Here is a 13,353-nt window from a genome sequence, read left to right on the forward strand (position 1 = left end):
CGGGAATAGATCCGGCCGCACGTGGTTGAATGAGGATGTACATGCAAACGCATGGACCAGGCCCCACCGGGCCGGAGGACAGAAGGAGCGCCTGATGCAGTTCGGCATCTTCACGGTCAGCGACATCACGACCGACCCCACGACCGGACGGACCCCGTCCGAGTCCGAGAAGATCCAGGCGACCCTCGCGATCGCGCTGAAGGCGGAGGAGATCGGCCTCGACGTCTTCGCCCTGGGCGAGCACCACAATCCGCCGTTCTGGTCCTCCTCCCCCACCACCACGCTCGGCTACCTCGCGGCGAAGACCGAGAGGATCACGCTCTCCACCGCGATGGCCCTCATCACCACGAACGACCCCGTGAAGCTCGCCGAGGACTACGCGATGCTCCAGCACCTCGCCGGCGGCCGCGTCGACCTGATGCTCGGCCGCGGCAACACCGGCCCCGTCTACCCGTGGTTCGGCAAGGACATCCGCCGCGGCATCGAGCTGACGATCGAGAACTACGACCTGCTGCACCGCCTGTGGACCGAGGACTTCGTCGACTGGGAGGGCCAGTTCCGCACCCCCCTCCAGGGCTTCCAGTCGACCCCGCGCCCCCTCGACGGTGTCGCGCCGTTCGTGTGGCACGGATCGATCCGCTCCCCGCAGATCGCCGAGCAGGCCGCCTACTACGGCGACGGCTTCTTCGCGAACCACATCTTCTGGCCCGCCTCGCACACCCAGAAGATGGTGCAGCTCTACCGCCAGCGCTTCGAGCACTACGGCCACGGGACCGCCGACCAGGCGATCGTCGGCCTCGGCGGGCAGATCTTCCTGGCGAAGAACTCGCAGGACGCGGTCTCGCAGTTCCGCCCCTACTTCGACAACGCCCCCGTCTACGGCCACGGCCCCTCGCTCGAGGACTTCACGGAGCAGACCCCGCTCACCGTCGGCTCCCCGCAGCAGATCATCGACCGCACCCTCGGCTTCCGCGAGTACGTCGGCGACTACCAGCGCCAGCTCTTCCTGATGGACCACGCGGGACTCCCGCTGAAGACCGTCCTGGAGCAGATGGACATGCTCGGCGAGATCCTCCCCGCCCTCCGCGCCGGCTTTGCCGAGGGCCGCCCCTCGCACGTGCCCGACGCCCCCACCCACGCCTCCCTCGTGGCCGCGCGCGACGCGCAGCCCGCGGCCGAGCCCGTCACCGTCTAGTCAGGAGCTCTCCATGGACACCCGCAGGATCACCGTCCTCTCGGCCGGCCTCAGCCAGCCGTCCTCGACCCGGCTGCTCGCCGACCGCCTGGCCGACGCCGCCGAGTCCTCCCTCACCGAGCAGGGCTTCGCCGTCGAGCGGAGCGTCGTGGAGCTGCGCGACCTCGCGCACGACGTCACGAACAACCTCCTCACCGGCTTCGCGAGCCCCGCACTGCAGACCGCGCTCGACGCGGTCGCCGGCGCCGACGGCCTGATCGCCGTGACGCCGATCTTCACCACCAGCTACAGCGGGCTCTTCAAGTCGTTCGTCGACGTACTCGACACCGAGGCGCTGCGCGGTCTGCCCGTGCTGCTGGCGGCCACGGGCGGGTCCCCCCGCCACTCCCTGGCCGTCGACTACGCGATGCGCCCGCTCTTCACCTACCTGCACGCGGCGCCCCTCGCGACCACCGTGTTCGCGGCGACGGACGACTGGGGCGGCGCGACCGAGGACGGACGGGCGCTGCCCTCGCGCATCGAGCGCGCCGGACGCGAGCTGGCCGATCAAGCCGCCCGCTCCTCCCGCTCGGGCTCCACGCCCGACCCGTGGGCGCTCGACGGCTCGTTCGAGGGGATGCTCGGCCGCCGCGGCTGAACGCCCGCCGCGCGGATCGGCCGCTCCTCTCATGGATCGGCCGATCCGTCCAGCCGCGATTCCCGCGGCCCTGCCGGAATAGCCTGCCCCCGGGAGCCTGCCGCTGGCCCCCGGAAGGAGGCCGTCATGGGCCTGACCAGCAAGGGGCTCCCCGCGGGGGCTCTCGACCTCTCGCAGCTCGGACGCGCGGTCCTCGACCGCCGCCGCTTCCTCGGAGCGCTCGGCGTCGCCGCCTCCGTCCCGGTCCTCTCCGGCTGCGGCTTCGCCCCCGCGGGCCCCGCGGCGAGCGCCGGCAGCGACACCCTCACCTTCACCACCTGGGGCACCGACGCCGAGCTGGCCGGCTTCCAGCGCGCGATCGACGCGTTCCAGACGGCGAACGCCGGCGCCACCGTGAGCCTCAACGCGGTCCCGTACGAGCAGATGTTCACCAACATCGACGCGCAGCTGCAGGCGGGGAACCCGCCGGACGTCTTCCGGGTCCCGTACTACACGTTCGGCAGCTACGCCGGCCGCGACCAGCTCCTGGACCTGTCGGGCTTCCTCGACTCCGACGTCGCCGAGCGGTTCACCGATCCGGCCTGGGCCGCAGTGCAGAGCGGCGGGAGCCCCTTCGGCGTCCCCCACCACACCGACACCTCGCTGATCCTCTACAACACGCAGGTGCTGGCCGACGCGGGCGTCACCTCCTTCCCCGCCTCGCCCGAGGAGGCGTGGACCTGGGAGGAGTTCACCGAGGTCGGGCGGAAGCTGCGCGCCTCGCTCCCCGCCGAGCGCTACCCCTTCGCCTACAACTGGCAGGGCAACGGCGTCACGCGCTGGCTCAGCCTGCTCTTCCAGGCCGACGGCCGTTTCCTCACCGAGGACCTGTCCGGGCCCGCGATCGACTCCGCCGCCGGCCGCGCCGCGATCGACTTCAGCCGCAGCTTCTTCACCGACGGCCTCGTGCCGCCAAGCAGCTCTGTGCAGGCGACCACCTACGCCAGCGACCTCTGGTACTCGCAGACCACCGCGATGACCTTCGCCGGCGCGTTCCTCATCCCCGACGCCGACTCCACCCTCGACTTCGAGTGGGGCGCCACCTACTCCCCGCGCAACGTGCGCGGAGGCGGCGACTTCGGCGGCAACGCCCTCGTCGCGACCAAGGCCGCGAAGAACCCGGAGCTGGCCGCCTCCTTCCTCGCGTTCGTGACGGAGGAGGAGGCGATGCGCGACTTCTGCGCCGGCGCCTCCCTCCTCCCCACCCGTCGCGACCTCACGGAGTCGGGCATCGAGTTCGCCGTGCGCCCCGAGCTCGCCGAGGTGTTCCTCGGCCAGGCGGGCACCGTCCAGGCGTCCGACTCGGCGCAGGTCGCCTCGCCCGACATGGCCGCGATCATCACGGTGCTCAAGGAGCAGCTGGAGCAGGCCTTCGTCGGCGGGCGCAGCACCGAGGACACCATCGCCGGCCTCACCTCCGGCATCGCGGCCGCGACGCAGTGAGCCGGTCGGTCCTCGCGCCGGAGGCGGTGACCGCCCGCCCCCGGCGCACCTCCCGCGCCCCCGCCCGCGAGACGGCGGCCGCCTACGCGTTCCTCGCGCCGAACCTGCTGATGCTCGGCCTGTTCGTGTTCGTCCCCCTGGGCGGCGCGTTCCTGATCGGCTTCCAGCGCACGAACGGCTTCGGCGACGGCGTCTTCGTCGGACTCGACAACTACGCGCGGCTGCTCGGCGACGGCCTCTTCTGGCGCTCGACGTTGAACACGGCGCTGTTCACCCTGATCGTGACCCCGCTCTCGATGGCGCTGGGCCTCGGCGCGGCGGTGCTGATGAACTCGGTGCTGCCCGCGCGGCCGGTGTTCCGCAGCATCCTCATCCTGCCGATGGCGGTCTCCGGAGTGGCGACGGCGCTGATGGGCGTGCTGATCTTCGACGAGAACAGCGGCGTGCTCGACGGCATGCTCCAGACGATCGGCCTCCCCCGCATCGCCTGGCAGTCCGGCGGAGCGGCGGCCTTCGCCTCCGTGGTGCTCGTCACCCTGTGGTGGCGCACCGGCTTCAACATGCTGATCTACCTGGCGGGGCTGCAGGGGGTGAACCCGGCGCTCTACGAGGCGGCCCGGCTCGACGGAGCGAACGCGTGGCAGCAGTTCCGCCACGTGACGCTGCCGCTGGTCGGCCCGTCGTCGTTCTTCCTGCTCATCCTCAACGTCATCTACTCGTTCCAGGTGTTCGACATCGTCTTCGTGCTCACCGGCGGCGGACCGCAGAACGCGACCTCGGTGCTCGTGACCTACGCCTACGACACCGGATTCGTCACCCGCGACCAGGGCTACGCCGCGGCCATCGGCATCGTGCTGCTGATCCTGACCATGATCTTCACCGCGGTGCAGTGGCGCACCAACCGCTCGAGGGACCTCGTCGAATGATCCGCACGTCGCGCACCTCGCGCCTGCTCCGCCTCGCCCTCGCCCTCGCCGTCTCGGTGGTCATCGTCTTCCCGCTGTACTGGATGGTCGTCGTCGCGTTCTCCTCGCGGTCCGAGCTGCTCGGCGGCACCCTCCGCCTCTGGCCGCGCGAGCTGACGCTGGTGAACTTCGAGCGGGTGTTCTCGTCGTTCCCCGTGGCGACCTGGTTCGGCAACTCCCTCGCGATCAGCCTGGTCACCGCTTTGATCACCGTGACGATCAACCTGCTCGGCGGCTACGCCTTCGCGCAGCTGCGGTTCCGCGGATCCGGAGTGCTCTTCCTCCTGGCCCTGTCGACGCTCACCCTGCCCGTGCAGGTGATCATGGTGGCGCTGTTCCGGCTCGTCACCGACCTCGGCCTCTACGGGAGCTACTGGGCGGTGATCCTGCCGACGGCGGCATCGGCGTTCGGGCTGTTCCTGGCGCGGCAGTTCATCCTCGCGATCCCGCGGGACCTGATCGAGGCGGCCCGGATCGACGGCGCCGGGCACTTCCGCGTGTTCACGGCCATCGTCCTCCCCCTCTCGAAGCCGCTCATCGCCGTGCTCTTCTTCATGTCGCTGCTCGGCTCCTGGAACGACTTCGCCTGGCCGCTCATCGCCCTGAAGGAGAACGCGCTGTTCACGCTCCCGATCGGGCTGCTCTTCCTCCAGGGGCAGTTCGGCAGCGACTACGGAGCGACCATGGCGTTCGCCCTGGTGAACGTCGTGCCGATGGTGGTGCTGTTCCTGGTGTTCCAGCGCTACTTCGTGCAGGGCTTCGCGCGCAGCGGCCTCCGCTGACCCCGCGGCGGGGGGGGTGCGGATCGGTGCGCTGAGCGGCCATTCGTCCCCCCGTCCGGGGCCGGGAGTGTCAATCCCCCCGTTCCGCCGACCCGGCCGGCGCCGCCCCGCGGTACCGTCGTCGCAGGCGCCCACCTCGTGCGCTCCGGAGCGCACCGTTCGAGCGGAAGGCGGGATCGCCATGAGTACCGTCGCCGCGAACGCCGCCCAGCAGAAGGTGGCCGGCCGCTACTACCTGATCGAGCGCATCGGCTCCGGCGGGATGGGTTCGGTCTACCGGGCCCGCGACGAGACCGTGCAGCGCGAGGTCGCCGTGAAGGTGTTCCGCGCGGAGGCCTCGAATCCCGAGGACGTGGCCCGCCAGGAGCGCGAGGTGCGGATGCTGAGCTCCTTCGCCCACCCCGGCATCGTCAACCTCTTCGACGCGGGCCTGCACAATTTCGGCGGCGAGGTCCGCCGCTACGTCGTGATGGAGCTCGTCGCCGACCCCACGATGGAGGCGCGGCTCGAGTCCGGCCCCCTCCCGGCGGCGGAGGTCGCGGCGATCGGCACACAGCTCGCGGAGGCCCTGGCCTACCTGCACGAGCGCGGCGTCGTGCACCGCGACGTGAAGCCCGCGAACATCCTGGTCAGCGAGGTCGCCTCCAGCGGCTACGCCCGCACCGCCAAGCTCACCGACTTCGGCGTGGCGCACTTCATGGACGGCTCCCGCCTCACCAGCGACGGCGTCGTGATCGGCACCGCGAGCTTCGTCAGCCCGGAGCAGGTCGCGGGCGAGCCGATCAGCGGAGCGAGCGACGTCTTCTCCCTCGGCCTGGTCCTCCTCGAGGCGATCACCGGTCACCGGGAGTACTCGGGCACCGTCCTCGAGGCGGCGATCGCCCGCCTCCACCGCAGCCCCTCCGTGCCCGACACCCTGCCGGCGGAGTGGCGGGCGCTGCTGACCTCGATGACGCAGCGGGACCCGGAGAAGCGGCCGACCGCCGACGAGGTCGCGCACCGGCTCCGCGGCGGGATGACGACGGGCTCGGCTTCGGGCGCGCCGACCGCCTCGGACTCGCGCGCGGCACGGATCCGGCGCTCCGTGATCATCGGCTCGAGCGTGGTCGGCGTCGGCGCGATCGCGGCGCTGTCGTGGATGCTCGGAGCGCTCGCCGGTCGCTGACCGACCGGGCGCGGGGCCCTAGGCCTCGCCGGGGAACGCGGGACGGAGCACGATCCGCGTCCAGGCGCCCACGTAGATCCGGTCGCCCTCCTCGACCTCGCGGCGCTGACCGGCGGCGATCGGCGACTGCGGGAGCGGAGCCCCGGCCGGGGCGAGGTACGTGCCGTTCGCCGACTGCAGATCCTCGACCCACCAGCGGTAGCCGTCGGTGCTCAGCTGGCAGTGGCGCCGCGAGACACCGGAGTCGGAGCCGCAGTCCACCTGCGGCGAGATGCCGCGGGAGACGGACGGGCGGCCGACGAGCAGGGTGCGCTCGCGGAGGACGACGGTCGCGGGCGGGCCGGGCGAGGGCATCGGGTCGTCAGCGCGCTGCTCGGCGTACCACTCCGGGTCGACCCAGAGCTCGGCGATCCACGGGCGGTCCGGGTCCGCGGAGGCGGAGGCGGGGCGGGCGGAGCCGGTGGCAGGCGCGGACGCGGCCTCCTCCTCCGACGCTGAGGCCCCGGGTGCCGCGTCGGGGGCTGCGGCCTCGGGTGCAGGGGCCTCCGGGATCACCTCGGTCGGCGGAGCTGCGGGCGGCGCGGTCGCGACGGGGGTGTCGAAGCCGGCCTCCTGCTCCGGGACCAGCTCGGTCGGAGCCGCGGGATCGGCCTGCGGCGCGGGCGCCTCGCCCAGGTGCTGGGCCGGGTCCCCCGACGGCGTCGCGGAGCCGCCGACCTCGCCCGGAGCGCGGACGGCGCCGGAGGAGGTGAACGGATCGGCCTCGGGGAGGGAGCCGGTCGTGAAGTCGTAGCCGCAGTTCTCGCAGAACAGGGCGCCGGGCTCGTTCGGGAACGAGCAGTGCGGGCAGACCGAGGGGCCAGTCGGGATCGCGGTGGTCGGCGCGGCGGGAGCGGGCGACGGGGCCGCAGCGGCACCGATGGGCGCCCCGCAGACGTCGCAGTAGTCGCCGGACTGCGAGGTGTGCCCCTCGGGACAGCGGAAGCTCACTTGCGCACCCGCGTGGTCTTGGTCGACGCGGTGTCCAGCGCCATCTCGTCGAGGCGGTCCACGCCGCGCTTGAGCCGCACGGTGCCCTCGTTCGGGTCGTCGATCTCGACGACCTTCCGCAGCTTCGCGGTCGCCTCGTCGTTCCCGGTGACGGAGGCGAGCTGCACCGCGCGCCCGAGCTTGACCGTGGCGGTCGCCTCGTCGCCCCGCGCCTTGGCTGCGAGCCCGTCCTGGATCGCCGAGGCGAGCTCGGTCTGGCCGGTGTAGTGGGCGACGGCGGGGTCGATGCGGGCGGTCAGGGCGGAGTCGTCCGTCCAGCGCGCCTTCACCAGGGCGGAGGCGACCACCTCGTCGCGCACGCTGAGCTGCACCCGCGCCGCGAGCTGCTCCGAGCCGACCGGCTTCGACGCGACCCGGACCGCCACGTGGTACTCCCGCGACTCGTCGCCCCAGGCGCCGGTCGGGTAGGCGCCGGTGAGCGGGTTCACGGCGTTCCGCCGGGAGCTGAGGTCCTCGAGGTTCGGAGCGACCTGGCGGACGAAGAGCAGCTGCGCGCCCTGCGGAGTCCAGACGCGGAGCTCGCCGCTGGCGACTCCCCGGCCCATCGACGCCCGCATCAGCGACTCGAAGTCGGCCGCCATGTCGGCCGGGTTCGCGATCAGGCCCACGGTGCCCAGCAGGGCGCTCGCGATGGTGCGCGCCTCCTCGACGATCCAGCGGGAGCCGACGCCGCGCACGTCGCACTGGAAGTCGCCGGACGCCGCGCGGATCGCCGCGTCCAGCTGCATCCGCGACTCGTGCTCGTTCTTGCCGTCGGTGAGGAGGATCGCGTGCCGCTGCGTCGCCTCCGGCACGGTCGCGAACAGCTGGCGGGCGAGGGTCAGCCAGGTGCCCATCGCGGTGCCGCCGTCGGCCTGGAGGTAGCCGATCGCCTCCTTCGCCGCGGCCCGCGCCCCCGGCTCCATCCGCACCATCGAGACGGTGGCGTTGGGGTAGGGGAAGGCGCGGTCGGCGCGCTCGGATCCGGCCACGACGGCGAAGAAGGTGCCGTCCAGGATCTGGTCGACGGCCACGGCGGCGGCGCGCTTCGCGGCCGTCATGTTCTCGCCGGTCATCGATCCGGAGCAGTCCACGATGATGATCTCGGCCGCGGCCCCGTCGGACCCGGCGACCCCCGTGCCGGACGCGGTCACCGTGACGATGGCGTGCACGTCGGTGGCGCCGTCCGAGAGGAACTCGTTCTGGAAAACACTCGCGCTGAACTCCGCCATTCCGGCAGTTTACGGGGACGCCCGGCCCGAGCGGCCCTCCATCGCCGAGGATCGGCCGGGCATCGCGGCCCGACGCCTGCACGACAGCTGTCGGGGCGGGCGGAGGCGGGTCGAGCGCCGCCGGAGCGCCGCCGTCAAGCCCGCCGCGACGGGACGCCGCCGGTGCCAGGGTGGAGCCGTGCCTCCCTGGACCCTCGCCCTCGCCAGCGGCGCGATCGGCGGCGCCACCCTCCTGATCGGCGCCGCGCTCGCCTGGTTCGTGCGCGTTCCCCCGAAGCTCACCGCCGCGATCTCCGCGTTCGGAGCAGGGGTGCTGATCTCGGCGCTCGCCTACGAGCTCGTGCAGGAGGCGGCGGACGACGGAGGACTGCTCCCGACGATCCTCGGCACGCTCGCGGGAGCCGTCGTCTTCGTCGGCGCGGACGCGCTGCTCACCCGCGCCGGCGCGGGGAACCGCAAGAGCGCGAAGGGGTCGGGCGGAGGAGGAGGCGCGGCCATCGCGGCCGGCGCCCTGATCGACGGGGTCCCCGAATCGATCGTGCTCGGCCTCTCGGTCGCCCAGGGCGGAGCGGGCGCGGCGATCAGCGTGCCCATCGTCGCCGCGGTCGCGATCTCGAACCTCCCCGAGGGCCTGTCCTCGACGGTCGGCATGAAAGCCGACGGCCGCTCCGCCCGCTACGTCTTCACCGTCTGGGGCGGGATCGCCGCGATCTCGGCCGCCGCGGCGCTGGTCGGCTTCCTGGTCTTCGCCACCGCACCGGGCGCGGTCGTGGCCTTCGTGACGACCGTCGCCGCCGGCGCGATCCTCGCCATGATCTCGAACACGATGATCCCCGAGGCGTTCGACCGCGACGACGTGCTCACCGGGCTGTACGCGGTCCTCGGGTTCGTGACGGCGTTCGCCTTGCACAGTGCTGGTTAGGACGCCGCTCCCCGCGCGGCGTCCCGCAGTCGGCTCCAGCGCGGGGCCGGGTCCCGAGGAGCGGGACGCGCACGGCGACGCGGATCCGCTGGAACGCGGATCCCCGGATACGCCTCGCGACGGCGCCCCCCGCGCGGCGTCCCGCAGTCGGCTCCAGCGCGGGGACGGGTCGCGAGGAGCGGGACGCGCACGGCGACGCGGATTCGCTGGAACGCGGATCCCCGGATACGCCTCGCGATGACGCCGCTGGTTAGGACGCCGCTCCCCGCGCGGCGTCCCGCAGTCGGCCCGAGCGCGCGGCCGGGTCCCGAGGAGCGGGATGCGCACGGCGACGCGGATTCGCTGGAACGCGGATCCCCGGATACGCCTCGCGATGACGCCGCTCCCCGCGCGGCGTCCCGCAGTCGGCCCGAGCGCGCGGCCGGGTCTCGAGGAGCGGGATGCGCACGGCGACGGGGATCCGCTGGAACGCGGATCCCCGGATACGCCTCGCGAGAACGCCGCCCCCCGCGCGGCGTCCCGCAGTCGGCTCCAGCGCGCTGCCGGGTCCCGAGGAGCGGGACGCGCACGGCGACGCGGATCCGCTGGAACGCGGATCCCCGGATACGCCTCGCGAGGACGCCGCTGATTAGGACGCCGCTCCCCGCGCGGCATCCCGCAGTCGGCCCGAGCGCGGGGCCGGGTTCCAAGGAACGGGATGCGCACGGCGACGCGGATCCACTGCACCGCGGATCCCCGGATTCGCCTCGCGAGGACGCCGCCGCCTACGGAACGGAGTGCGGTCAGCCGCTGAAGGCGGTGAGGGCGTCGTCGAGGATGCCGAGGCCGCGGGCGACCTCGGCGGGGGTGATGACGGCCGGCGGGACCACGTGGATCCGGTTGTCGGCGGTGAAGGGCAGAAGGCCGCGGGACAGCAGGTCGGCCTTGAGGCGGGCGACGGAGGCCGCCGGCAGCGGGGTGCGCGCGGCCCGGTCGGTGACCAGCTCCAGCGCCCAGAACACTCCGGAGCCCCGGACCTCGCCGATCAGGTCGTGCTTCGCCTCGAGCGCCGCCAGGCCGGGGGCCAGGTGCTCCGAGCCGATGGTGCGCGCGTTGTGGACGATCCCCTCCTCCTCCATCGCCTCGAGCGTCGCGACGACGCTGGCCGCGGCGAGCGGGTGGCCCGAGTAGGTGAGACCGCCGGGGAAGACGCGCTCGTCGAAGTGGTGGGCGATCGGATCCGAGATGACGACGCCGCCGATCGGGACGTAGCCGGAGTTGACGCCCTTCGCGAAGGTGATCAGATCGGGGCGCACGTCGAAGGCGTCGAAGGCGAACCACTCCCCCGTGCGGCCGAAGCCCGCCATGACCTCGTCGAGGATCAGCTGGATGCCGTACCGGTCGGCGATCTCGCGGACACCCGCGAGGTAGCCGGGCGGCGGGGTGAGCACGCCGGCGGTGCCGGGGATGGTCTCGAGGAGGAACGCGGCGATCGACTCCGGCCCCTCCGCCTGCACGACGCGCTCGAGGTGGTGGAGGGCGCGCTCGCACTCCTGCTCGAGGCTCTCGGCCCAGAACTCGCTGCGATACAGGTAGGGCCCGAAGGCGTGCACGTGCCCGCGGGAGTACTCGTTCGGGATGCGGCGCCAGTCGCCGGTCGAGACGATCGCCGCTCCCGTGTTGCCGTGGTACGAGCGGTACAGCGAGACGACCTTGTCGCGGCCGGTGAACAGTCGCGCCATGCGGATCGCGTTCTCGTTCGCGTCCGCGCCGCCGTTGGTGAAGAAGACCTTCTCCATGCCCTCGGGCGCCCGCTCGGTGATCAGGCGGGCCGCCTCGGCGCGGGTCTCGTTCGCGTAAGCGGGGCCGACCGTGGTGAGGACGCCCGCCTGCTCCTGGATCGCGGCGACGACCTTCGGGTGCTGGTAGCCGATGGTGACGTTCACGAGCTGGCTGGAGAAGTCGAGGTAGCGGGTGCCGTCGACGTCCCAGACCTCGGCGCCGAGACCGCCCGCGATCGGCAGCGGGTTCAGCGCGCCCTGCGCCGACCAGGAGTGGAACACGCGGGACCGGTCGGCGGCGGTGACCGAGGCGTTGTCGCGGACGGTGGGGGCGGTCGAGGACGTCATGCTCCCCATCGTGCCGCGCGCGCCTCGGAAGCGGGCGTGCGGATCCGTCGATCCGCGGACCCTACGATGGACGGAACGTCGAAGGGAGCCGCGCATGCCCGCGACCGTCCGCGATCTGCTGGCCGAACCGGCCTTCCGCCTCCGCGTGCTCGCCGGGGTCCACGACGAGGCCGACCTCGACGCCCCTCTGGTGTGGGCGCACTCCTCGGACCTCGTCGATCCGACGCCCTGGCTCGAGTCGGGCCAGCTGCTGCTGACCGACGGCGTCCACTTCACCGGGCACGACAGCGCCGAGTTCTCGGAGGAGTACGTCGCCCGGCTGCGCGGCCGCGGCATCCGCGCGCTCGGCTTCGCCACCCGCATCGTGCACGACGAGGTGCCCGCCGCTCTCGTCACGGCGTGCGAGCGCCAGGGCCTGCCGCTGCTGGAGGTGGCGGACCTGACTCCGTTCATGGGGATCATCCGCTTCGTCGCCGACGTGATCTCGCGGGAGCAGCGCGAGCGGCTGGAGTGGTCGCTCGAGGCGCAGCGGCGGGTCGCCCGCGCGGCGCTGCGGCCGGACGGGCTCGCGGCGATCCTCACCGAGCTGGAGCGGCAGCTGGACTGCTGGGTCGCCCTCTACGACGCGGCCGGGCAGAGGGTGCACCTGCCCACCCGGCTCGACGTGCCGGCGGAGGAGGCGGTCGCCGCGGCCGCGAGGCACGCGCTGACCCGCGGCAGCCGAGCGGGACTCCGGCTCGACGACGGCGGCGGTGTGACGCTGCAGACGATCGGGCGCCGCGACCACCTGCGCGGGGTTCTCGCCGTGGGCACGGGCACGCCGCTGGACCCGGCGGGCAGCGACCTCGTCGCGAGCGTCATCGCCCTGGCGAGCATCGCGCTGGAGCAGCGGCGCGCGCTGGACTCCTCCCGTCGGCAGCTGCGCTCCGGACTGCTCGAGCTGCTGGCCGCGGGAGCCTTCGACGTCGCCGAGAGCACCGCACGGCGCCTGGGGAGCCCGCTGCCCGCCGAGCCCGTGCGGGTGGTCGTGCTGAGCGCGCCCGTGCACGGCGACTCGCTCCTCGACGAGCTGGAGGTCGTGGCGGAGGAGGACGGCGCGCGCCTGTTCTTCGCCGAGAGGGACGGCTCGCTCGTCGCCGTCGCCGCCGCCGACGGACTCGAGCCGCTGACCGCCGTGCTGGAGCGGCACGGCGCGAGCGCCGGCGCTTCCGTCCCGATCGGCTGGTCCGACCTGGACCGGGGCCTCGAGGAGGCGCGGCGCGCCGCCGAGCGGACAGGAGACGGGACGGTGGTCCGCTTCGAGGACGTCGCCGCCGAGGGGATGATCGGGCTTCTCGCCGCCGCCGGAGCAGCACCGCTCGCCCGCCGGATGCTCTCACCGCTGCTGACCCCCGAGGGAGCCGTGCTGCTCGAGAGCGCCCGCGTCTGGCTCCGCCGCAACGGCGCCTGGGAGCCCGCCGCCCGCGACCTCGGCGTGCACCGTCACACCCTCCGCAACCGCATCACCGCCGTCGAGCGCGCCCTCGGCCTCGACCTCGACGACGTCTCCGCCCGCACCGAGCTCTGGACGGCGCTGCGGCTCCACTCATAGCCGATCTCCTCCTGCGTCGTCGATCGGCCGCGGTCGGCCGGGGAGGGTGGTCGCGCTGGGAAGAGCGGGTCGCGTACCGCGCACGACGATCCGCTCACACGCGGATCGCCGGTTGCGCGGTGCTCAAGAGCCTCTCTCCTCCTGCCTCGTCGATCGGCCGCGGTCGGCCGGGGAGGGTGGTCGCGCTGGGAAGAGCGGGTCGCGTACCGCGCACGACGATCCGCTCACACGCGGATCGACGGTTG

At 73.1% G+C, this 13,353-nt stretch carries 11 protein-coding genes; 8 read left to right on the top strand and 3 right to left on the bottom strand.

Annotation, left to right across the window (positions count from 1 at the left end):
- The first annotated feature begins 94 nt into the window (after positions 1 to 94).
- From C5C50_RS12020 to C5C50_RS12045, 6 genes are all read left to right on the top strand, one after another.
- Positions 95 to 1,195 (top strand): LLM class flavin-dependent oxidoreductase, encoded by a 1,101-nt coding sequence (locus tag C5C50_RS12020; RefSeq protein WP_104223849.1) that lies wholly within the window; start codon positions 95 to 97, stop codon positions 1,193 to 1,195.
- A 13-nt stretch (positions 1,196 to 1,208) separates the two neighbouring features.
- Complete coding sequence (locus C5C50_RS12025; RefSeq protein WP_104249848.1) at positions 1,209 to 1,832, top strand: FMN reductase; 624 nt, start codon at positions 1,209 to 1,211, stop codon at positions 1,830 to 1,832.
- Positions 1,833 to 1,958: 126 nt separating this feature from the next.
- Positions 1,959 to 3,314: a sugar ABC transporter substrate-binding protein gene (locus tag C5C50_RS12030; RefSeq protein WP_104273528.1), complete on the top strand. Its 1,356-nt coding sequence runs from the start codon at positions 1,959 to 1,961 to the stop codon at positions 3,312 to 3,314.
- A gap of 26 nt (positions 3,315 to 3,340) precedes the next feature.
- On the top strand, positions 3,341 to 4,240 hold the full coding sequence (locus C5C50_RS12035; RefSeq protein ID WP_244229482.1) for a carbohydrate ABC transporter permease: 900 nt from the start codon (positions 3,341 to 3,343) through the stop codon (positions 4,238 to 4,240).
- Positions 4,237 to 5,061 (top strand): carbohydrate ABC transporter permease, encoded by an 825-nt coding sequence (locus C5C50_RS12040; protein WP_104233145.1) that lies wholly within the window; start codon positions 4,237 to 4,239, stop codon positions 5,059 to 5,061. Before C5C50_RS12035 ends, C5C50_RS12040 begins: the two co-directional genes overlap by 4 nt.
- Positions 5,062 to 5,242: 181 nt before the next feature.
- The gene (locus tag C5C50_RS12045; protein WP_104223845.1) at positions 5,243 to 6,226 is read left to right on the top strand and encodes a serine/threonine-protein kinase; all 984 of its coding nucleotides are present in this window, start codon (positions 5,243 to 5,245) and stop codon (positions 6,224 to 6,226) included.
- A gap of 18 nt (positions 6,227 to 6,244) precedes the next feature.
- On the opposite strand, the gene C5C50_RS12050 is transcribed toward C5C50_RS12045, so the two are convergent.
- Together C5C50_RS12050 and C5C50_RS12055 are read right to left on the bottom strand one after the other, a co-directional pair.
- A complete protein-coding gene (locus C5C50_RS12050; protein WP_104246875.1) occupies positions 6,245 to 7,216 on the bottom strand; it encodes an FHA domain-containing protein in 972 nt (323 codons plus the stop codon).
- Positions 7,213 to 8,487, bottom strand: coding sequence for a VWA domain-containing protein (locus C5C50_RS12055; protein WP_104273529.1), 1,275 nt, complete (start codon positions 8,485 to 8,487; stop codon positions 7,213 to 7,215). The genes C5C50_RS12050 and C5C50_RS12055 overlap by 4 nt, the downstream gene beginning before the upstream one ends.
- A gap of 178 nt (positions 8,488 to 8,665) precedes the next feature.
- On the opposite strand from C5C50_RS12055, the gene C5C50_RS12060 reads away from it, so the two are divergent.
- Positions 8,666 to 9,409, top strand: a complete 744-nt coding sequence (locus C5C50_RS12060) for a ZIP family metal transporter (RefSeq protein WP_104223842.1) — start codon at positions 8,666 to 8,668, stop codon at positions 9,407 to 9,409.
- 782 nt (positions 9,410 to 10,191) lie between these two features.
- Here C5C50_RS12060 and C5C50_RS12065 read toward each other — a convergent pair.
- The gene (locus C5C50_RS12065) at positions 10,192 to 11,517 is read right to left on the bottom strand and encodes an aspartate aminotransferase family protein (RefSeq protein WP_104273530.1); all 1,326 of its coding nucleotides are present in this window, start codon (positions 11,515 to 11,517) and stop codon (positions 10,192 to 10,194) included.
- A gap of 94 nt (positions 11,518 to 11,611) precedes the next feature.
- On the opposite strand from C5C50_RS12065, the gene C5C50_RS12070 reads away from it, so the two are divergent.
- Complete coding sequence (locus C5C50_RS12070) at positions 11,612 to 13,108, top strand: PucR family transcriptional regulator (protein ID WP_181132733.1); 1,497 nt, start codon at positions 11,612 to 11,614, stop codon at positions 13,106 to 13,108.
- Positions 13,109 to 13,353 lie beyond the last annotated feature (245 nt).

It is taken from the genome of Rathayibacter sp. AY1D9, from assembly GCF_002932395.1.
Classification (GTDB): domain Bacteria; phylum Actinomycetota; class Actinomycetes; order Actinomycetales; family Microbacteriaceae; genus Rathayibacter.

Excerpts from the sequence above, each read along its gene's own strand:
- C5C50_RS12020 (WP_104223849.1), top strand. The coding sequence starts at position 95 with ATGCAGTTCGGCATCTTCACGGTCAGCGACATCACGACCGACCCCACG.
- C5C50_RS12025 (WP_104249848.1), top strand. The coding sequence starts at position 1,209 with ATGGACACCCGCAGGATCACCGTCCTCTCGGCCGGCCTCAGCCAGCCG.
- C5C50_RS12030 (WP_104273528.1), top strand. The coding sequence starts at position 1,959 with ATGGGCCTGACCAGCAAGGGGCTCCCCGCGGGGGCTCTCGACCTCTCG.
- C5C50_RS12040 (WP_104233145.1), top strand. The coding sequence starts at position 4,237 with ATGATCCGCACGTCGCGCACCTCGCGCCTGCTCCGCCTCGCCCTCGCC.
- C5C50_RS12045 (WP_104223845.1), top strand. The coding sequence starts at position 5,243 with ATGAGTACCGTCGCCGCGAACGCCGCCCAGCAGAAGGTGGCCGGCCGC.
- C5C50_RS12055 (WP_104273529.1), bottom strand. The coding sequence starts at position 8,487 with ATGGCGGAGTTCAGCGCGAGTGTTTTCCAGAACGAGTTCCTCTCGGAC.
- C5C50_RS12065 (WP_104273530.1), bottom strand. The coding sequence starts at position 11,517 with ATGACGTCCTCGACCGCCCCCACCGTCCGCGACAACGCCTCGGTCACC.
- C5C50_RS12070 (WP_181132733.1), top strand. The coding sequence starts at position 11,612 with ATGCCCGCGACCGTCCGCGATCTGCTGGCCGAACCGGCCTTCCGCCTC.